This is a genomic window from Kitasatospora sp. NPDC058478 (assembly GCF_042720345.1).
Taxonomy (GTDB): Bacteria; Actinomycetota; Actinomycetes; order Streptomycetales; family Streptomycetaceae; genus Kitasatospora.
The window spans coordinates 42,246-60,598 of the sequence record NZ_JBHXML010000022.1 but is presented as its reverse complement, the minus strand read 5'-3'; the positions used below and the strand labels follow the sequence as shown (position 1 = coordinate 60,598).

The following is an 18,353-nucleotide window of genomic DNA, read 5'->3' as shown; positions in this document are numbered from 1 at the left end:
AGTCCGCCGCACCCCCCCCGCTGCGCCCGGAGTGCTCCGCCGGTTTCTCCGGGGCGGCGCCCTCCCACCCCCCCGCCACCCCGCCTCCGCGTTCCACACCGTTGTCGCGGCTACTGGGTCGTCGCGGCTACTGGCCGGCGACGTCCGGAGTGACCGGGTCCGGCCCCATGTGCGGATCGGCCTCCAGCGGCACGTTCTGGCCGCTCGACTGGTCGGTCACCGTCCGCCCGGCCAGCGGCGAGCGCAGATCGGCGGTCACCGACTGCCGCTTGGCCAGCGCGTTGCAGACCTGCCCGGGCTGCACCGGCGCCGCCACCACGATCCTGACGTCCACCCGGCCGGGGTGCGACTCGTCCGCCTTCAGCGCGTACTTCTGGCAGACCCCGCCGAAGAAGTAGACGGTGAGCCCGTTGCTGCCGTCCACCCGGTAGGAGACCGCCGGGCGCGCCCCCGACCCGGCCGGGTCGGGCTCGCCCACCGCGATCCCGGGGTCCGGGGGAGTGCCCCCGGAGCCGGCCGTCGACGGCTGCCCGGGGGCGGGCGAGGCCGGGGTGGGGGCCCACTTGGTCGGCGGCGTCTGGCCGGGCTGGTCCGACGTGGCCGACGGGCTCGCCGCCGGAGCCGTCGGAGCCGGCGCGGACGGGGCGCCGGAGGACGCCGGGGCCTCCGGGGAGGCGCTCGCGCCCGCCGAGGTCGTGGCCGCGCCGCCCGCCGCCGCGTCCGAGGAGGTCTTGCCGTCCCCGTTGCACCCGGCCACCGTCACCACCGCCGCCAGCGCCAGGCCCGCCAGGGCCACCGCCCGCCGACCGCGCCGGGGCATCGTCTCCAGGTCCATCTGCACATCCTCCCGAGGGCTCAGCGGTGCCGCCCGCTCGGCCGCTCCGCGCGGATGTGACGTGACCCGGTCGGATCCGGTTCCACCCGCCCCGGGCCGGGGCGGGCGCCGGGTCACATGCCGTACTCGGCCATCCCGGCGACCAGCCGCTGCGCGTCGGACGGCACCCGGAACCCCTCCCGGGCGGGCGCGGCCGGCTCGGGACCGGTCGCCAGCAGCGGCCAGAACCGGCGCAGCCGCCGGGACGAACTCACCAGCGCGTCGAGGCTCTCGCCGTCGGCTTCGGTCCGGAGGGCGGACAGCGGGGCGTGGCTGGGCATCATCGGGCATCGCTCCGATCCATGGCCGTGGCCGCACTGCCACGGTCGACGACGGGGCCCGCCCGGCTCGGCGGGGCCCCTGCTGCCGACCCTAGGCCGGGGTTCGGCCCACCCACCAGTGCTACCCGGAGGTAGTACACGTTCGACGGTGACGGGTGCCACGATGGCACTGCGGGCCGGCGGATTGCGGCGGTCTTGCTGCCGCCCGCCCCGAGCCCGGTACCGTGTGTGGGTTCACCCGTGCTTGCCCGTTGGCCCCGCAGCCATCCTGAGGAGACCTCCCGTGCGTATCGCCGTCGCCGGCTCGATCGCCACCGACCACCTGATGACGTTCCCCGGTCGGTTCGCCGACCAGCTCGTCGCCGAGCAGCTGCACACCGTGTCGCTGTCCTTCCTGGTCGACACCCTGGACATCCGCCGCGGCGGAGTCGCGCCGAACATCGCGTTCGGCATGGGCGTGCTCGGGCTCCGCCCGATCCTGGTCGGCGCGGCCGGCGCGGACTTCGCCGAGTACCGCAGCTGGCTGGAGCGCAACAACGTGGACTGCAACTCCGTCCACATCTCCGAGACCCGGCACACCGCCCGCTTCATGTGCACCACGGACGAGGACCACAACCAGATCGCCTCGTTCTACACCGGTGCCATGGCGGAGGCCCGCAACATCGAGCTCAAGCCGATCGCCGACCGCGTCGGCGGCCTCGACCTCGTCCTGATCGGTGCCGACGACCCGCAGGGCATGGTCCGCCACACCCAGGAGTGCCGCACCCGGGGCTTCGCCTTCGCCGCCGACCCCTCCCAGCAGCTGGCCCGCCTGGACGGCGACGACATCCGCGACATCGTCGACGGCGCCGCGTACCTCTTCACCAACGAGTACGAGGCCGCACTGATCGAGAGCAAGACCGGCTGGGACGCCGAGGAGATCCTCACCCGGGTCGGCACCCGGATCACCACCCTGGGCAGCAAGGGCGTGCGGATCGAGCGCAAGGGCGAGGCGGCGATCCTGGTCGGCTGCGCCGCCGAGGAGGCGAAGGTCGACCCGACCGGCGTCGGCGACGCCTTCCGGGCCGGCTTCCTGACCGGCCTGTCCTGGCAGCTCGACCTGGAGCGCGCCGCCCAGCTCGGCTGCATGCTCGCCACCCTGGTGATCGAGACCGTCGGCACCCAGGAGTACGAGCTGCGCCCGACCGCCTTCCTGAAGCGCTTCGAGGACGCCTACGGCGCCGAGGCCGCCGCGGACGTCCGCGCGCACCTGGTCAAGTAGTCCGCCGGACGACGAGGTAGGCCGAGCCCCGGTCGCCGCCGTAGTCGGCGGCCGGGGCCTCGCCCGCGTACTCCTGACCGCGCATCCCGCACCAGGCCGGGATGTCCAGCCGGGCCGCCTCGTCGTCCGCGAGCACGGCGACCGTGCCGCCCTCCGGCACCTCGCCGATCCGCTTCGCCAGCTCGATCACCGGCAGCGGGCAGCGCTTGCCCAGCGCGTCGATCACCAGCAGGGGCCCGGCCGCCGGCTCCGGCTCCGGGGCCGGCAGGTCCAGCCCGAGCGGCGCCCGGACGCCCGCGACCAGCTCCGGCAGCACGGTGAGGAAGCGTTCGACGTCGGCCTCGGCCGTCCCGGGCGGCAGCGAGACCCGGACGTTCCCCTCGGTGAGCACCCCCATCGCGGCCAGCACATGGCTCGGCGTCAGGGTGGAGGAGGTGCAGGAGGAGCCGGAGGAGACCGCGAAGCCCGCCCGGTCCAGTTCGGTGAGCAGCACCTCGCCGTCCACGTACAGGCAGGAGAAGGTGACGATGTGCGGCAGCCGCCGCACCGGGTCGCCGACCACCTCCACCTCGGGCACCAGCTGCGGCACCCGGGCCCGGATGCGCTCCACCAGCGCGTGGAGCCGGGCGTTCTCCCGCGCGGCCTCGGCCCGGACGGCCCGCAGCGAGGCGGCCGCGGCGACGATCGCCGGGACGTTGACGTAGCCGGGCACCCGCCCGCCCTCGCGTTCGTCGGCCGGCAGCGGCGAGGCGTACCGGACGCCCTTGCGCACCGCCAGCACCCCGACGCCGGGCGGCCCGCCCCACTTGTGCGCGCTGGCGGTCAGCAGCGACCAGCCCGCCGGGACGTCCATCCGCCCGACGCTCTGCGCGGCGTCGACCAGCAGCGGGACACCGGCCTCGCGGCAGTGTCCGGCGACCTCGCCGACCGGCTGGACCGTCCCCACCTCGTGGTTGGCGCTCTGCAGGACGGCCAGCGCGGTGTCCGCGCGCAGCAGCGCGGCGAACACGTCCGGGTCGACCCGGCCGGCGCGGTCCACCGGCGCCACCGAGACGGTGCCCCCGCCCGCCTCCTGACGCTCGGCGACGTGCAGCACGCTGGAGTGCTCGACCGCCGAGTGCACCAGGTGGCCGCCGCGCCGCCGGTGGCCGGCCAGCGCGCCCAGGATGCCGAGTTGCACCGCCTGCGTCCCGCTCGCGGTGAAGGAGATCTCGTCCGCCCGGGCGCCCAGGGCCTCGGCCACCGTCTCGCGGGCGGCGTCCAACAGCATCCGGGCCTGCCGGCCGGAGCGGTACAGCCGGGCCGGATCGGCCCAGCCCTCGTCCAGGGCGGCGGTCAGCGCCTGCCGTGCGACGGGGTGCAGAGGAGCCGTCGAGGCCGCATCGAAGTACACGGTCACATTTAACGACACACCCGGAGCCGTTCCGGTCCGACGACATCGCTTACCGGCCGTCAGTCGATCACCCCGAATGTCCGCTTCGTCCGCGTCCGACGGACCGTCACCCGCGTAGTTCGAGGTCATCCCCCGATCGGGCGTAAGGACCTCGAATGCCTACGATGACCTGCGACGCAGCCCCTGCCGGGCCTGATCGGGCGACCGGGCGGCGCGTTACCGGGGGCTGCCCGTCAGGAGCGCATAAGGCTGGAGTAGGGTTTGGCCCGCATAAGCATTCAAACCGTGCCCGTGGACGGGTCGCCGGGGAGGCTCACAATCCTCCGCGGGGCGACGCGAAGGCGGGCGAGACTTCGGGAAGGCGCTACGTGAGTCCCAACGGCTCCGACCGCTCGCCGCGGCGCACGATGCGGCGGAAGCTGCCTCAGGCGCTGGCACTGGGCCTCGTCATCGCGACCGCCACCGGCTGCTCGGCCAACGACCTCCCCAGGCTTGGCCTCCCGAGCCCCGTCACCAAGGAAGGGCCGATGGTCCTCCAGATGTGGCAGGGCTCCTGGATCGCGGCGCTGGTGGTCGGCGTACTGATGTGGGGTCTGATCATCTGGAGCGTGATCTTCCACCGGCGCAGCCGCACCGGCGTGGAGGTCCCCCCGCAGACCCGGTACAACGTGCCCATCGAGGCGCTCTACACCGCGGTCCCCATCATCATCGTGTCGGTGCTCTTCTACTTCGTCGCCCGCGACGAGTCGAAGCTGATCGCCGTCTCCGAGAAGCCGCAGCACACGGTCAACGTGGTCGGCTTCCAGTGGAGCTGGGCGTTCAACTACGAGAACACCGAGGACCCCGACCCGGCCAACAAGGACGCCGCGTACGACGTCGGTACGCCCAGGGACGTTCCGACGCTCTGGCTGCCGGTCAACGAGTCGGTGCAGTTCCGGCTGACCTCGCGTGACGTCATCCACGACTTCTGGCCCGTCAACTTCATGATGAAGATGGACGTCGTGCCGGGCGTGGTGAACAGGTTCGAGGTCACCCCCACCGTCAAGGGCGAGTACATGGGCAAGTGCGCGGAGCTCTGTGGCGTCGACCACTCGCGCATGCTGTTCAACGTCAAGGTCGTCGACCGCGCCGACTACGACAAGCACCTGGCGGACCTCCGGGCCAAGGGCCAGACCGGCGCGTTGCCCTCCGGCATCACGACCATGGGAAGTGAAGAGAAGTGACCATCCTCAACGAGCCCGCCGCGGCCGGCGGGGGCGCCGGGGCCGTCACGGTCGGGGCGCAGCGGACCCGCAAGCCGGGTTCGACCATCATCAAGTGGCTGACCACCACCGACCACAAGACGATCGGCACCCTGTACCTGGGCACGTCGTTCGCCTTCTTCCTGATCGGCGGCATCCTCGCGCTGGTCATGCGCGCCGAGCTGGCTCGTCCCGGGACCCAGATCCTGTCGAACGAGCAGTTCAACCAGGCGTTCACGATGCACGGCACGATCATGCTGCTGATGTTCGCGACGCCGCTGTTCGCCGGCTTCGCGAACTGGATCATGCCGCTCCAGATCGGCGCCCCGGACGTGGCGTTCCCGCGTCTGAACATGTTCGCGTACTGGCTGTACCTCTTCGGCTCGACCATCGCGGTGGCGGGCTTCCTGACCCCGAACGGCGCGGCCAACTTCGGCTGGTTCGCCTACTCCCCGCTGTCGGACGCGGTCCGTTCGCCGGGCGTCGGCGCCGACATGTGGATCATGGGCCTGGCCTTCTCCGGCTTCGGCACGATCCTCGGTGCGGTCAACTTCATCACCACGATCATCTGCATGCGCGCCCCCGGCATGACGATGTTCCGGATGTCGATCTTCGTCTGGAACGTCCTGCTGACCGCCGTGCTGGTCCTGCTGGCCTTCCCGGTCCTGGCCGCCGCGCTGTTCGCCCTGGAGGCGGACCGTAAATTCGGGGCCCACGTATTCGATCCCGCCAACGGCGGGGCGATGCTGTGGCAACACCTGTTCTGGTTCTTCGGCCACCCCGAGGTGTACATCATCGCGCTGCCGTTCTTCGGCATCGTGTCGGAGATCATCCCGGTCTTCAGCCGCAAGCCGATGTTCGGCTACTCCGGCCTGATCGCGGCCACCATCGCGATCGCCGGTCTGTCGGTGACGGTGTGGGCGCACCACATGTACGTCACCGGGCAGGTGCTGCTGCCGTTCTTCTCCTTCATGACCTTCCTGATCGCGGTCCCGACCGGTGTGAAGTTCTTCAACTGGGTCGGCACCATGTGGAAGGGCTCGCTGAGCTTCGAGACGCCGATGCTCTGGACGGTCGGCTTCCTGGTCACCTTCCTCTTCGGTGGTCTGACCGGTGTGCTGCTGGCCTCCCCGCCGATCGACTTCCACGTCTCGGACTCGTACTTCGTCGTCGCCCACTTCCACTACGTGGTCTTCGGCACCGTCGTCTTCGCGATGTTCGCCGGCTTCCACTTCTGGTGGCCGAAGATGACCGGCAAGATGCTGGACGAGCGCCTCGGCAAGATCACCTTCTGGACGCTGTTCTTCGGCTTCCACACCACCTTCCTGGTCCAGCACTGGCTCGGCGCGGAGGGCATGCCCCGCCGCTACGCCGACTACCTGGCCTCGGACGGCTTCACCACGCTGAACACCGTCTCGACCATCGGCTCGTTCGTGCTCGGCGCCTCGATGCTGCCGTTCCTCTACAACGTGTGGAAGACGGCCAAGTACGGCGAGAAGGTCGAGGTCGACGACCCGTGGGGCTACGGCCGCTCGCTGGAGTGGGCGACCTCCTGCCCGCCGCCGCGGCACAACTTCCTCACCCTGCCCCGGATCCGCTCCGAATCCCCGGCCTTCGACCTCCACCACCCGGAGATCGCCGCGCTGGACTACCTGGAGAACCACGGTGAGCCGGCCAAGCACCTCGCCGGCGTGACCCCGGCGAAGTACGACGCCCCGAAGCTGGACAAGGGCAAGAAGGAGGGCGACGTCTGATGAAGGAACAGGGAAAGATCTTCCTCGGGCTGGCGGTCTTCGTCCTCGCGATGGCCGTCACCTACGGCCTGTGGACCAACCACTCGGAGCACGGGATCGAGGCGGCCGGCACCACGGCGCTGTTCCTCGCCTTCGCGCTCTGCGCCTTCATCGGGTACTACCTCGCCTTCACCGCCCGCCGGGTGGACAGCGGCGCGGGTGACAACCCCGAGGCCGAGGTGGCGGACGACGCCGGCGAGCTGGGCTTCTTCGCCCCGCACAGCTGGCAGCCGCTCTCCCTGGCGATCGGCGGCTCGCTGGCGTTCCTCGGAGTGATCTTCGGCTGGTGGCTGCTGTTCTGGTCGATCCCGATCATCCTGATCGGCCTCTTCGGCTGGGTCTTCGAGTTCTACCGGGGCGAGAACCAGAACCAGTAGGTTCCCGGGTTCCGCCGACGACGACAGGGCCGGTCCTCCCGCACGGGGAGGACCGGCCCCGTTGCGTCTCCAGGGTGACGAACTCACTCACCCGGGTGAACGCGGGGGCGCTCCGATGTCGCTTCGGCGGGCCTCGTTCCTACGATCTGAGCAATCGTGCGGACCCTCGGAGGCGTTTCATGGCCGACAGGCGCGGAATCGCAGGTATCGGCGGCATCTCGCTGACCCTCGCAGTACTGGCCCCGCTGGCCGCCTGCTCGTCCGGCGGCGGCGAGGCGGTCGGCCCCCACCGGATCGACGCGGCCGTGCTCGTCCATCTCTCGGCCGAGGGCGAGGGCAAGGTCGACCCCTCCAAACCGGTCACGGTGACGTCCGTGCCCGGCAGCCGGCTCACCGACGTCACCGTGACCGGCCCGGACGGCCGGGTGGTGGCCGGTCAGCTCGCCGAGGACCAGCGCAGCTGGCAGACCACCGGCCGGCTGAAGGCCGACACCGACTACTCGGTGCGGATCGCCGCCGACGACGGCAAGGGCGGCCGCGGCGACACCACGGCGGACTTCAGCACCCTCGCCGCCCAGCGCCTGCTCACCGCCAAGCTGGGCCCGGACTCCTCCGGCAGCGGCATCTACGGCGTCGGCCAGCCGCTCACCGTGCAGCTCTCCGAGGCGGTGCAGGACCCGCAGGCCCGCCAGGAGGTCGAGCGCGTCCTGACCGTCAGCTCCCAGCCCGCCGTCACCGGCGCCTGGTACTGGGTGGGCGACAAGGAACTGCACTTCCGCCCGCAGGAGTACTGGCCGGCCGGCACCACCGTCTCGCTGGCCTTCGACGGCACCGGCGTCCGGATCGCGGACGGCCTCTACGGCGGCGACCGCAGCACGCTGGGCCTGCGGATCGGGGCACGGGTCGAGACGGTGGTCGACGCGGCCGCCCACCTGCTCACCCTCAGCCGTGACGGCGAGCTGCTCCGGAGCATCCCGGTGACCACCGGCAAGCCCGGCTTCGACACCCGCAACGGCGTCAAGGTGGTGCTCGGCCAGGAGCGGTCCGTCCGGATGAACGGCGAGACGATCGGGATAAAGGCCGGGAGCTCTGAGTTCTACGACCTCAACGTGGAGTGGGCCACCCGGGTCACCTGGAGCGGCGAGTACGTCCACGCGGCGCCCTGGTCGGTCCGCTCGCAGGGCCTGGAGAACGTCAGCCACGGCTGTACCGGCATGAGCACCGAGAACGCCAAGTGGTACTTCCAGAACACCAGGGTGGGGGACCTGGTGACGGTGGTGAACAGCCGCGGCGCCACCATGGAGCCCTTCGGCAACGGCTTCGGGGACTGGAACATCTCCTGGACGGACTGGATCAAGCACAGCGCCCTCGGGCAGCCCGTCAGCACCACCGTGCCGCCCTCCCAGGCCCACGCCTCGGGGATGATCCGCCCGGAGGCCTGAGGGCCCCTGGAGCGCCTTCTCAGGCCTCCTGGTAGGCCAGCCGCAGGGCGGCGTCCACGGCGGCCAGCGCGTCCGCCCGCGGGAGCCCGAGCCGGGTCGCCCGCTCGGCGTACTCGGCGGCGGCCGCGGCGGCCAGCCGGTGCGCGGTGTCGCCGGTGGCCGCGATCAGCGTGCCGCGCCGGCCGTGGGTCTCCACCACGCCGTCCGCCTCCAGTTCCCGGTACGCTCGGGCGACCGTCCCGGCGGCCAGCCCCAGCTCCTCGGCCAGGGCCCGGACGGTGGGCAGCCGCAGCCCGGTCGGCAGTTCGCCGGAACGGGCCCGCTCGGCGATCTGGGCCCGGATCTGCTCGTACGGGGGAGTGGCGGCGGCGGGGTCGACGGACAGCTGCACGGGAGCTCCTGGAGGGTGCGGACGGGGGACGGGAAAGCCCGAGGGCCGCCGACCAGAAGAACTCTGGTCAGCGGCCCTCGGGTGTGACGCTGCGGGGCGTACGGGATCAGTGGTGGCCGTGGCCGCTGGTGATCTCGTGGTGCTCCTCGGAGGTCGGCTTGGGGATCTGGGCGCCGCCGCCGTAGAAGCCGCGGGACAGCTTGGCCCGGGTGCGGCCGATCAGGCCGGCCTTGCCGGCCACGCCGTTCTCGTCCGTCTGGGCCGGCAGCTCGACCGGCTGGACCTGCTCGTGCGCGGTGAGCTTGTACAGGTCCTTCTGCGGCAGCTGGGCGTGCACCTCGACGAACTCGCCGTGCGGCAGGCGCTTGATGACGCCCGTCTCGCGGCCGTGCAGCACCTTCTCCTTGTCCCGGCGCTGGAGGCCGAGGCACCAGCGCTTGGTGATGATGAAGGTGATGACCGGGACCGCGAAGAAGCCGACGCGGACGAAGTAGGTGATCGAGTTGATCGACAGGTGCAGGTGGGTGGCGAACAGGTCGTTGCCACCACCGACCAGCAGCACCAGGTACAGGCTGATCCAGGCGGCGCCGAGCGCGGTGCGGACGGGCGCGTTGCGCGGGCGGTCCAGGATGTGGTGCTCGCGCTTGTCGCCGGTGATCCAGCCCTCGATGAACGGGTAGACCGCGATCGAGACCAGGACCAGCGGGAAGATCATCAGCGGGATGAAGACACCCAGGTTCAGGGTGTGGCCCCACAGGCCGACCTCCCAGCCCGGCATGACGCGGATCAGGCCTTCGGAGAAGCCCATGTACCAGTCGGGCTGGGCGTCCGTGGACACCTGGTCCGGGCGGTACGGGCCATACGCCCAGATCGGGTTGATCGTGGCGATCGCCGAGATGGCGGCGATCAGACCGAACACCAGGAAGAAGAAGCCACCGGCCTTGGCCATGTAGACCGGCATCAGCGGCATGCCGACGACGTTCTTCTCGGTCTTGCCCGGGCCCGCCCACTGGGTGTGCTTGTGGTAGAAGACCAGGATCAGGTGGGCCACCAGCAGGCCGAGCATGATGCCCGGGATCAGCAGCACGTGGATCGTGAAGAAGCGCGGCACGATGTCGTGGCCGGGGAACTCGCCCCCGAACAGGAACATCTGGATGTAGGTGCCGACCAGCGGGACGGCGAGGATCGCGCCTTCCATGAACCGGATACCGGTACCCGACAGCAGGTCGTCCGGCAGCGAGTAGCCGAAGAAGCCGTCGAACATGCCCAGGATCAGCAGCAGGAAGCCGAAGACCCAGTTGATCTCACGCGGCTTGCGGAACGCGCCGGTGAAGAACACGCGCATCATGTGCACGAGCATCGCGGCCACGAAGACCAGGGCGGCCCAGTGGTGGATCTGCCGGATCAGCAGACCGCCGCGGACCTCGAAGCTGATGTCCACCGTCGAGGCGTACGCCTCGGACATCCCGATGCCCTTGAGCGGTACGTACGAGCCGTTGTAGACGACCTCGGCCATCGACGGCTTGAAGAACAGCGTCAGATAGACACCGGTCAGGATGATGATGACGAACGTGTAGAGGCAGATCTCGCCCAGCATGAAGGACCAGTGGTCCGGGAAGATCTTGCGCAGGTTGGCCTTGGCGAGGGAGTAGATCCCCACCCGGCCGTCCGTCCAGTCAGCAGCGGCCTCCCACTTGTTGGCGGGCTTGGCGCGCGTGCTGGCGGGCTTGGCGGCACCGGTGGTGCTGCTCGTACTCATCGAGCACGCTCCCAGTAGCTCGGGCCGACGGGCTCGTCGAAGTCGCCGGTGGCGACCAGGTAGCCCTTCTCGTCAGTGATGATCTTCAGCTGCGGCAGCGGGTGGCCGGCCGGGCCGAAGATCACGCGCGCGCCGTCCGCCAGGTCGAAGGTCGACTGGTGGCAGGGGCAGAGCGCGTGGTGGGTCTGCTGCTCGTACAGGCTGATCGGGCAGCCGACGTGGGTGCAGATCTTGGAGTAGGCGAGGATGCCCTCGAAGCCCTTCTCCCGCGACCGGTCGTCCTTGATGTCGTCCGGTGCGATGCGCACCAGCATCAGGGCGTCCTTGGCGATCGCCTGCTGGAAGTCCTCGTCGTGGACGTGCAGACCCTCGGGCATGGCGAAGGTCAGCGAGCCGATGACGATGTCCTCGGCCTTCATCGGCAGGTTGGTGTTCATGTTGATGAGCTGCAGGGGCTGGGCCGGGGTCGCCTCGTTCCAGCCCGTCTCCTTCAGCTTCTTCTCGGGCAGCGGCCCGAGGTCGCGGAGCAGGACCACGCCGGAGAGCGGGACCAGCGCCATGGAGCCGATGAGGGTGTTGCGGATCATCTTGCGGCGGCCGAAGCCGGACTCGGCGGCACCGGTCTTGAACTGCTCGATGACGTCCGCGCGGACCTCGTCGTCAGCCTCGATCGGGTGGCGCTCGGCCGGCAGCTCGACGTCCGACATCAGCGTGCGGGCCCAGTGGACCGCACCCGCGCCGATCATGAACAGCGCGACGCCCAGGGTCATGCCGAGCGCGAAGTTCAGCGCGCTGACGTGACCGAGCGGGAAGATGTAGACGATCTTGTCCGGGTCGATGGCCACGTACGAGGCGATGAAGCCGATGGTGGCGAGCATCGAGACCACGAACATCAGCGAGACCTGGCGCTCGGCCCGCTGGGCGGCCCGCTCGTCGATGTCGGTGCGGCGGGGCTCGTGGGCCGGAAGGCCCGGGTCGGCGAACGGGTCGCCGTGTGCGGCGACGTCACCGGCGGAGCCGTGTGACTCCGGCAGCTTCTCTTCTGACATGTCGTGGCTCATGACTTCTTGGCCTTGGTGGTGTGGGCGGCGACCCAGATCGCGACCGCGATGAGCGTGCCGAGACCGAAGATCCAGCCGAACAGACCCTCGGTCACCGGACCGAGGCTGCCGAGCGTGAGACCACCGGGGTTGGGCTCATCGGAGGTGGTGTGGCGGACGAAGGCCACGATCTGCTTCTTCTGCTCCTCGGGCATGGTGGTGTCCGGGAACGACGGCATGTTCTGCGGGCCGGTCTGCATGGCCTCGTAGATGTGCTTGGCGTCCACGCCCTCCAGCGACGGGGCGTACTTGCCCTTGGTCAGGGCACCGCCCTGGCCGGCGAAGTTGTGGCACTGGGCGCAGTTGGTGCGGAACAGCTCGCCACCCTTGGAGATGTCGTCCGGGTTGGTCGAGGTGTACTGCTCCGGGGTCGGCGTCACCGGGCCGGGGCCGAGCGAAGCGACGAAGGCGGCGAGCTGGTCGATCTCCGCCTGCGAGTAGATGTTCTTCTTGCGCGGCACCTGGGCGCCGGGCTGCTGGGCCGGCATGCGGCCGGTACCGACCTGGAAGTCGACAGAGGCGGAGCCGACGCCGACCAGGCTCGGACCGTCGCTGCTGCCCTGGCCGTTCAGGCCGTGGCACGAGGAGCAGCCCACGGCGAAGAGCTTCTTGCCCTCATCGATCGCGAGCGACTGCGCGGCGACGTCGGCCTGCGCCTTGTCGGCGGGCGCGAACGCGGCGTACAGCCCCCCGGTTGCCGCCAGGGCGAGAAGTAGGACGACCAGCGCCGCCAATGGGTGGCGCCGTCGTGCGGAGAGCTTTTTCACGGAATAACCCCGGTGTCAGGATCTGGTCGACTGGTGGGTGCACCCGGCGGCCGGTCTGGCCGGCACGAGGCTGCCTGTCTAGGGCTGCGCGCGCGGTCGGTCGGTGGGAGCGTCGCCCACCGGCAGAATCGGCCCGACGCCGGTGAGGGCGGGGACCGAAGCCGGTGGCCAGCGACCTGATCAGCTGGTTACTTGATCAGGTAGATGGTCGCGAACAGGCCGATCCACACGACGTCGACGAAGTGCCAGTAGTACGACACGACGATCGCGGCGGTGGCCTGCTCGTGCGTGAAGCGCTTGGCTGCGTACGTCCGTCCCAGGACCAGCAGGAAGGCGATCAGACCACCCGTCACGTGCAGACCGTGGAAGCCGGTGGTCAGGTAGAACACCGTGCCGTACGGGTCGGAGGACAGCGAGAGGCCGTCCTTCTTGACCAGCTCGGTGTACTCGAAGATCTGGCCGCCGATGAAGATCGCGCCCATCACGAAGGTGATGACGAACCACGAGCGGAGCTTCTTCACGTCCCCGCGCTCGGCAGCGAACACGCCGAGCTGGCAGGTCAGCGAGGAGAGCACCAGGATCGTGGTGTTGACCGAGGAGAAGGGCACGTTGAGGGCGTGCGCCTTCTCGGTCCAGAACTCGGCTCCCTTGACGGAGCGGAGCGTGAAGTACATCGCGAAGAGGGCCGCGAAGAACATCAACTCGGAACTGAGCCAGACGATCGTTCCGACGCTGACCATGTTCGGCCGGTTGACCGATCCGTGCGCGTGCCCGGTTTCTACTGCTGTTGCTGTCGCCACGACGGACATTATGTCGGTCCCTTATTCCGTCTTCACGCCGGGGGGTGTCCCTCGGAGTGTCCGGTGCGTGCGGTATGCCCCCCTGAGGGGCGGTGGGGGACCCCAATGGCGGCTGAGCAGCGGCGTGTCCCTTTTCTGACGGTTCCTCGAAGGGGCCCGCGACCCCGTTGCCCAGCGCGTCGTTGCACGCTTGGCGGAGCCTCCGGGGGTAATGCGCGGGCCCCTTATCGGCCGTACGGGTGGTCTGGACGGGTCCGGGTGACGGGCCGTCCTCCGGGCGGGTGAGTCGCGGGCGCGGCGGCTTGAGGAGGAAGGTCCGCGAGGGGGACTCGGCGACGGGTGATCGGGAGTAGCATCCGGATCAGGCGAACGTGGTCCGGATCACACTTGAGGGAGCAGGGCCCATGGCGTACACGACCGACGAGACGCTCACCGTCCTCGTCTACAGCGATGACCGCAACACCCGCGAGCAGGTGCTGACGGCACTCGGCCGCCGGCCCGTCGAGGACCTTCCGGAACTGTCCTACCTGGAGTGCGCGACCACCCCGGCGGTGCTGAAGGCACTGGAGAAGGGCGGCGTGGACCTCTGCATCCTGGACGGCGAGGCGGTGCCGGCCGGCGGGCTCGGGCTCGGCCGCCAGCTCAAGGACGAGATCTACGGCTGCCCGCCGGTGCTGGTGCTGATCGGCCGGCCGCAGGACTCCTGGCTGGCCGCCTGGAGCCGGGCCGACGCCGCGATCTCCCGCCCGGTGGACCCGGTGGCGCTGGCCGGCGCGGTCGCCACCCTGCTGCGGGCACGGCTGGCCAAGCGGGCGCCCGTCAGCCGCTGAGCGGTGCCGTCTCACGACTAGAGAAGACGCCGCCGCGGGAACCCGACTGGTCGATAGGCTGACTCCATCCGTACGGACGTCCCCCCGACGCGGGGAACCCGACAACAGCTGGAGTCAGCCATGGTGAACGTGAACCCTGCGAACGGTGGTACCGCACCCGCGCAGGTGGTCCGCACCTGGCCGGACGTCCTGGCGGCGCTGTTGAAGGGGGAGGACCTCGACCGCTCGGCCACCGCGTGGGCGATGGACCGGATCATGAGCGGCGAGGCGTCCCCCGTCCAGGTGGCCGGGTTCATGGTGGCGCTGCGGGCCAAGGGAGAGACGGTCGACGAGATCACCGGCCTGGTGGACGCGATGTACGCGCACGCCGAGCCGCTGGACATCCCCGGCCCGGCCGTGGACATCGTCGGCACCGGCGGGGACCGGGCCAAGACCGTCAACATCTCCACCATGTCGGCGATCGTCGCGGCCGCGGCCGGCGCCAAGGTGGTCAAGCACGGGAACCGGGCCTCCTCCTCGGCCAGCGGCTCCTCGGACGTGCTGGAGAAGCTCGGCGTCCGCCTCGACCTGTCGGCCCGGCGGGTCGCCGAGATCGCCGAGGAGGTCGGGCTGACCTTCTGCTTCGCGGCCAAGTTCCACCCGTCGATGCGGCACGCCGCCACCGCCCGGCGCGACCTCGGGGTGCCGACCGCGTTCAACATCCTCGGCCCGCTGACCAACCCGGCCAAGGTCACCTCGCACGCGATCGGCTGCTTCGACACCCGGCTCGCCGCACTGATCGCCGGCGTGCTCGCCCGGCGCGGCTCGACCGGCCTGGTCTTCCGGGGCGACGACGGCCTGGACGAGCTGACCATCACCACCACCTCGCAGGTGTGGATCGTGCGGGACGGGACCGTCACCGAGACCACCTTCGACCCGCGGGACGTCGGCGTCGAGCTGGTCGGCATCGAGGCGCTGCGCGGGGCGGACCCCTCGTACAACGCCGAGGTCGCGCGTCGGCTGCTGGCGGGCGAGCGCGGGGCCGTACGGGACGCCGTCCTGATGAACACGGCGGCGGCGCTGGTCGCGCTCGACCTGGGCGAGGCGCCGCTCACCGAACAGCTCGCGGCCGGCATGGCGCGGGCGGAGCAGGCCATCGATTCGGGCGCGGCGCAGGAGCTGCTGCGGCGTTGGTCGGAGGCCACCAGCCGGATGTGAGGCGGTACTTGGGAGCCCGCGCCGCAACGTCGGCGCGGGCTCCTCGGCTGTCCGGATGGTGGATGCCTGTTTGACCACTCGCTGGGCGCGACCTAGAGTCTTGGCCAGGTCATGAGTGACAGCGTCAAGCCCCAGCTTGCTGTCCGGCAACCCTCCGTCCGTGGCGGGGTGCCCTGGGTGAGGACCGGGTCGCTCGGCGAATCGTCCGTGCGGCAAGCGCGGACGCCCGACGACCAGTACTCCCGGGGTCCCACACCCCCAGAAGGAGTGCATCCTCATGTCCGTCGCCACCGAAATCTGCGCCCCCCTCGCCGTCCTCGGCCACGACGTCCAGGTCCCGCTCGCCAGCGGCGAGAAGGTCGGGTACGCGGCCCTCGACTACGCGGCCAGCTCCCCGGCGCTCCAGCGGGTCTGGGACGACGTCTCCGCCTACGCCCCCTACTACGGCAGCGTGCACCGCGGCGCCGGGTACCTCTCCCAGCTGTCCACCGACCTGTTCGAGCAGAGCCGCCGCACCGTCGCCGAGTTCCTCGACCTGCGTGAGGGCGACCAGGTGGTCTTCACACGGGCCACCACCGACTCGCTGAACCTGCTCGCCTCGGCCGTCCCGGCCGGGACCCGGGTGTTCGCCTTCGAGACCGAGCACCACGCCTCGCTGCTGCCCTGGGCGCACGCCGGGCTCGACGTCCACTACCTGCGCGCGCCGCGCTCGCACGCCGAGGCGGTCGCCGCCCTGGACGCCGCGCTCGCCGAGGCGCCCGAGGGCCCCAAGCTGCTCTGCGTCACCGGAGCCTCCAACGTGACCGGCGAGCTGTGGCCGGTCGCCGAGCTGACCGGGACCGCGCACCGGCACGGCGCCCGGGTGGTGCTGGACGCCGCCCAGCTGGCCCCGCACCACCGGGTCTCGGTGCGCGAGCTGGACGTCGACTGGATCGCCTTCTCCGGCCACAAGATCTACGCGCCCTTCGGCGCCGGTGTGCTGGCCGGCCGGGCGGACTGGCTGGACGCGGCCGACCCGTACCTGGCCGGCGGCGGGGCGACCCGGACGGTGGCCCGGGAGACCGACGGCTCGGTGGCCGTCCAGTGGCACTCCGGCCCGGCCCGGCACGAGGCCGGCTCGCCGAACGTCATCGGCGCCTATGCGATCGCCTCGGCCTGCCGGGCGCTGAGCGAGGCGGGCTTCGACGCGCTGGAGGCCCGGGAGCGGCAGCTGATCGCCCGGCTGACCGCCGGGCTGGCGGAGATCCCGCAGGTCAAGGTGCTGAACCTGTTCGGTGCCGAGGCGGCCCGGGTGGGCGTGCTGTCCTTCGTCGTCCAGGGCTGGAACAGCTCGCACTTCTCGGCCGCGCTGTCCGCCGAGTACGGCATCGGGGTCCGCGACGGCCTGTTCTGTGCGCACCCGCTGCTGCGCACCCTGCTCGGGGACGAAGAGGTCTCCCCCTCCGAGTGCGGGGCGCCCGAGCCGTCGCTGCCCGGCGAGCGCAGCCTGAACGCGATCCGGGTGAGCTTCGGGGCCGGGACCCCGGACGAGCACGTCGACCGCTTCCTGACCGCCGTCCGCGAGCTGGTCACGGACGGTGCCGCGTGGAACTACCGCAACGAGGGCGGACGCTGCGTCGCCACCGTGGAGGTCGACCGGGGGCGTCGGCAGGGCTGAGGGGCCCGGTCGGCAGGGCTGAGGGGCCTACTCGTCCAGACCGAGGGCGAAGGCGGCCTCGAGGTCGTGCTGGGAGTAGGTGCGGAAGGCGATCTGGGTCTCGGTGTGGGCCACGCCCGGGACCTTGTTCAGCCGGCCCGGGATGACCGCGGCCAGATCGTCGTGCCGGCGCACCCGGACCATCGCCACCAGGTCGTAGCCACCGGTCACCGAGTACACCTCGCTGACGCCCTCGATGGCCGCGATGGCCTCGGCGATCTCCGGGATGCGGTCGACACTGGTCTTGATCAGGACGATGGCGGTGATCACTGTTCGGGCTCCTTTGTGGGGTGCCGCCAGCGTATCGGGCGTCAGCCGGGTCGTCTCGGGGGGTGGCTGACCGCCGTGCAGGCGTAGAGGAAGCCCGCCGCGAAGCCGATCACGTGGACCAGATAGGCCACCCCGGGCCCGGCCGAGTGGACCGACCACCACTGCAGGGCGAACCAGAGGCCGAGCACCAGCCAGGCCGGGAAGCGCAGCGGCAGGAACAGCAGCAGCGGGACGAGCGTCGTCACCCGGGCGCGCGGATGGAAGCGCAGGTAGGCGCCGAGGACGGCGGAGATCGCGCCGGAGGCTCCGATCAGCACCCGGGTGGAGCCCGGGGAGTGCGCCTCGGCGAGGGCGAAGCCGTACGTGGCCAGACTGCCGGCGGCCAGGTAGAAGAGGGCGAACCGGGCCCGGCCCAGCCGCTGTTCGACGGTGGGGCCGAAGACGTGGAGGAAGAGCAGGTTGCCCAGCAGGTGCAGCCAGCCCGCGTGCACGAAGAGCCCGGTGAGGACGGACAGCGCCGGGTGCTTGGCCGGGGTGGGCGCGGCCGGGCAGCCCGGGGCCGGGTCGGGGGCCTGGGCCAGCTGCTCGGCGGTCAGCGGGCGGCCGGCCAGCACCTCGGCGGGGATGACGCCCCAGCGCTGCTCGTACCGCTGCTCCGCGCAGAGCCGGGACTGGCCGGTGCCGTACAGCGGATTGAGCCCGGCGGCCGGGCCCAGCAGGAACACCAGGGTGTTGACCGCGATCAGGGCGTAGGTGACCGCCGGGGCGGGCACGGACGGGCGTTCGCCCCGCGCGTCGGTGTGCCCGGGGGCCGTCAGTGCCATGCGGCCAAGCATCCCTCCGTGTCGGGCGTGTGACACGGCCTTGTACGGCAGGTGGAC

18 protein-coding genes and 1 riboswitch are annotated in these 18,353 nt (G+C 71.0%); of the genes, 8 read left to right on the top strand and 10 right to left on the bottom strand.

The genetic code is table 11. The annotated features are described in order from the left end of the window. Positions 1-127: 127 nt before the first annotated feature. Both ACFWPT_RS14605 and ACFWPT_RS14600 read right to left on the bottom strand, forming a co-directional pair. On the bottom strand, positions 128-835 hold the full coding sequence (locus tag ACFWPT_RS14605) for a hypothetical protein (RefSeq protein ID WP_380482027.1): 708 nt from the start codon (positions 833-835) through the stop codon (positions 128-130). Positions 836-948: 113 nt separating this feature from the next. Then, positions 949-1,158 carry a hypothetical protein gene (locus tag ACFWPT_RS14600; protein WP_363377787.1) on the bottom strand — a complete coding sequence of 70 codons (210 nt, stop codon included), beginning with the start codon at positions 1,156-1,158 and terminating at the stop codon, positions 949-951. Between the two features lie 280 nt (positions 1,159-1,438). On the opposite strand from ACFWPT_RS14600, the gene ACFWPT_RS14595 reads away from it, so the two are divergent. Continuing rightward, entirely contained in the window at positions 1,439-2,416 is a 978-nt protein-coding gene (locus ACFWPT_RS14595; RefSeq protein ID WP_063347293.1) for a carbohydrate kinase family protein, read from the top strand. Here ACFWPT_RS14595 and ACFWPT_RS14590 read toward each other — a convergent pair. Continuing rightward, the gene (locus tag ACFWPT_RS14590) at positions 2,409-3,809 is read right to left on the bottom strand and encodes a cysteine desulfurase/sulfurtransferase TusA family protein (protein WP_380482025.1); all 1,401 of its coding nucleotides are present in this window, start codon (positions 3,807-3,809) and stop codon (positions 2,409-2,411) included. The two genes, ACFWPT_RS14595 and ACFWPT_RS14590, sit on opposite strands and share 8 nt — an antisense overlap. A gap of 368 nt (positions 3,810-4,177) precedes the next feature. On the opposite strand from ACFWPT_RS14590, the gene coxB reads away from it, so the two are divergent. The 4 genes from coxB to ACFWPT_RS14570 all read left to right on the top strand — a co-directional run bounded on the left by coxB (position 4,178) and on the right by ACFWPT_RS14570 (position 8,662). Further along, positions 4,178-5,032: a cytochrome c oxidase subunit II gene (coxB, locus tag ACFWPT_RS14585; protein WP_380482023.1), complete on the top strand. Its 855-nt coding sequence runs from the start codon at positions 4,178-4,180 to the stop codon at positions 5,030-5,032. Beyond that, entirely contained in the window at positions 5,029-6,804 is a 1,776-nt protein-coding gene (gene ctaD, locus ACFWPT_RS14580; RefSeq protein WP_063347291.1) for a cytochrome c oxidase subunit I, read from the top strand. Before coxB ends, ctaD begins: the two co-directional genes overlap by 4 nt. After that, a complete protein-coding gene (locus ACFWPT_RS14575; protein WP_063347290.1) occupies positions 6,804-7,220 on the top strand; it encodes a cytochrome c oxidase subunit 4 in 417 nt (138 codons plus the stop codon). The genes ctaD and ACFWPT_RS14575 overlap by 1 nt, the downstream gene beginning before the upstream one ends. Positions 7,221-7,399: 179 nt before the next feature. Then, positions 7,400-8,662, top strand: coding sequence for an Ig-like domain-containing protein (locus ACFWPT_RS14570; protein WP_380482021.1), 1,263 nt, complete (start codon positions 7,400-7,402; stop codon positions 8,660-8,662). A gap of 19 nt (positions 8,663-8,681) precedes the next feature. Here the strand turns inward: ACFWPT_RS14570 and ACFWPT_RS14565 are convergent, their stop codons facing one another. The 5 genes from ACFWPT_RS14565 to ACFWPT_RS14545 all read right to left on the bottom strand — a co-directional run bounded on the left by ACFWPT_RS14565 (position 8,682) and on the right by ACFWPT_RS14545 (position 13,488). After that, positions 8,682-9,053, bottom strand: coding sequence for a GntR family transcriptional regulator (locus ACFWPT_RS14565; RefSeq protein WP_063347288.1), 372 nt, complete (start codon positions 9,051-9,053; stop codon positions 8,682-8,684). A gap of 106 nt (positions 9,054-9,159) precedes the next feature. Further along, the gene (locus tag ACFWPT_RS14560) at positions 9,160-10,812 is read right to left on the bottom strand and encodes a ubiquinol-cytochrome c reductase cytochrome b subunit (RefSeq protein ID WP_063347287.1); all 1,653 of its coding nucleotides are present in this window, start codon (positions 10,810-10,812) and stop codon (positions 9,160-9,162) included. Next, the gene (locus ACFWPT_RS14555; RefSeq protein WP_063347286.1) at positions 10,809-11,861 is read right to left on the bottom strand and encodes a ubiquinol-cytochrome c reductase iron-sulfur subunit; all 1,053 of its coding nucleotides are present in this window, start codon (positions 11,859-11,861) and stop codon (positions 10,809-10,811) included. Before ACFWPT_RS14555 ends, ACFWPT_RS14560 begins: the two co-directional genes overlap by 4 nt. 8 nt (positions 11,862-11,869) lie before the next feature. Then, positions 11,870-12,679: a c-type cytochrome gene (locus tag ACFWPT_RS14550; RefSeq protein WP_063347285.1), complete on the bottom strand. Its 810-nt coding sequence runs from the start codon at positions 12,677-12,679 to the stop codon at positions 11,870-11,872. A gap of 188 nt (positions 12,680-12,867) precedes the next feature. Then, a complete protein-coding gene (locus ACFWPT_RS14545; RefSeq protein ID WP_063347284.1) occupies positions 12,868-13,488 on the bottom strand; it encodes a heme-copper oxidase subunit III in 621 nt (206 codons plus the stop codon). A gap of 395 nt (positions 13,489-13,883) precedes the next feature. Between ACFWPT_RS14545 and ACFWPT_RS14540 the strand changes: the two genes are divergently transcribed. The 3 genes from ACFWPT_RS14540 to ACFWPT_RS14530 all read left to right on the top strand — a co-directional run bounded on the left by ACFWPT_RS14540 (position 13,884) and on the right by ACFWPT_RS14530 (position 17,163). Continuing rightward, positions 13,884-14,309 (top strand): hypothetical protein, encoded by a 426-nt coding sequence (locus tag ACFWPT_RS14540; RefSeq protein ID WP_063347283.1) that lies wholly within the window; start codon positions 13,884-13,886, stop codon positions 14,307-14,309. 120 nt (positions 14,310-14,429) lie between these two features. Then, the gene (gene trpD / locus ACFWPT_RS14535; protein ID WP_380482019.1) at positions 14,430-15,506 is read left to right on the top strand and encodes an anthranilate phosphoribosyltransferase; all 1,077 of its coding nucleotides are present in this window, start codon (positions 14,430-14,432) and stop codon (positions 15,504-15,506) included. A 107-nt stretch (positions 15,507-15,613) separates the two neighbouring features. After that, positions 15,614-15,731: riboswitch (SAM riboswitch) on the top strand. Between the two features lie 52 nt (positions 15,732-15,783). After that, the gene (locus ACFWPT_RS14530; protein ID WP_063347282.1) at positions 15,784-17,163 is read left to right on the top strand and encodes an aminotransferase class V-fold PLP-dependent enzyme; all 1,380 of its coding nucleotides are present in this window, start codon (positions 15,784-15,786) and stop codon (positions 17,161-17,163) included. A 27-nt stretch (positions 17,164-17,190) separates the two neighbouring features. Here the strand turns inward: ACFWPT_RS14530 and ACFWPT_RS14525 are convergent, their stop codons facing one another. After that, a complete protein-coding gene (locus ACFWPT_RS14525; protein ID WP_063347281.1) occupies positions 17,191-17,472 on the bottom strand; it encodes an Lrp/AsnC ligand binding domain-containing protein in 282 nt (93 codons plus the stop codon). Between the two features lie 41 nt (positions 17,473-17,513). Further along, entirely contained in the window at positions 17,514-18,296 is a 783-nt protein-coding gene (locus tag ACFWPT_RS14520; protein ID WP_063347280.1) for a rhomboid family intramembrane serine protease, read from the bottom strand. Between the last annotated feature and the right edge of the window lie 57 nt (positions 18,297-18,353).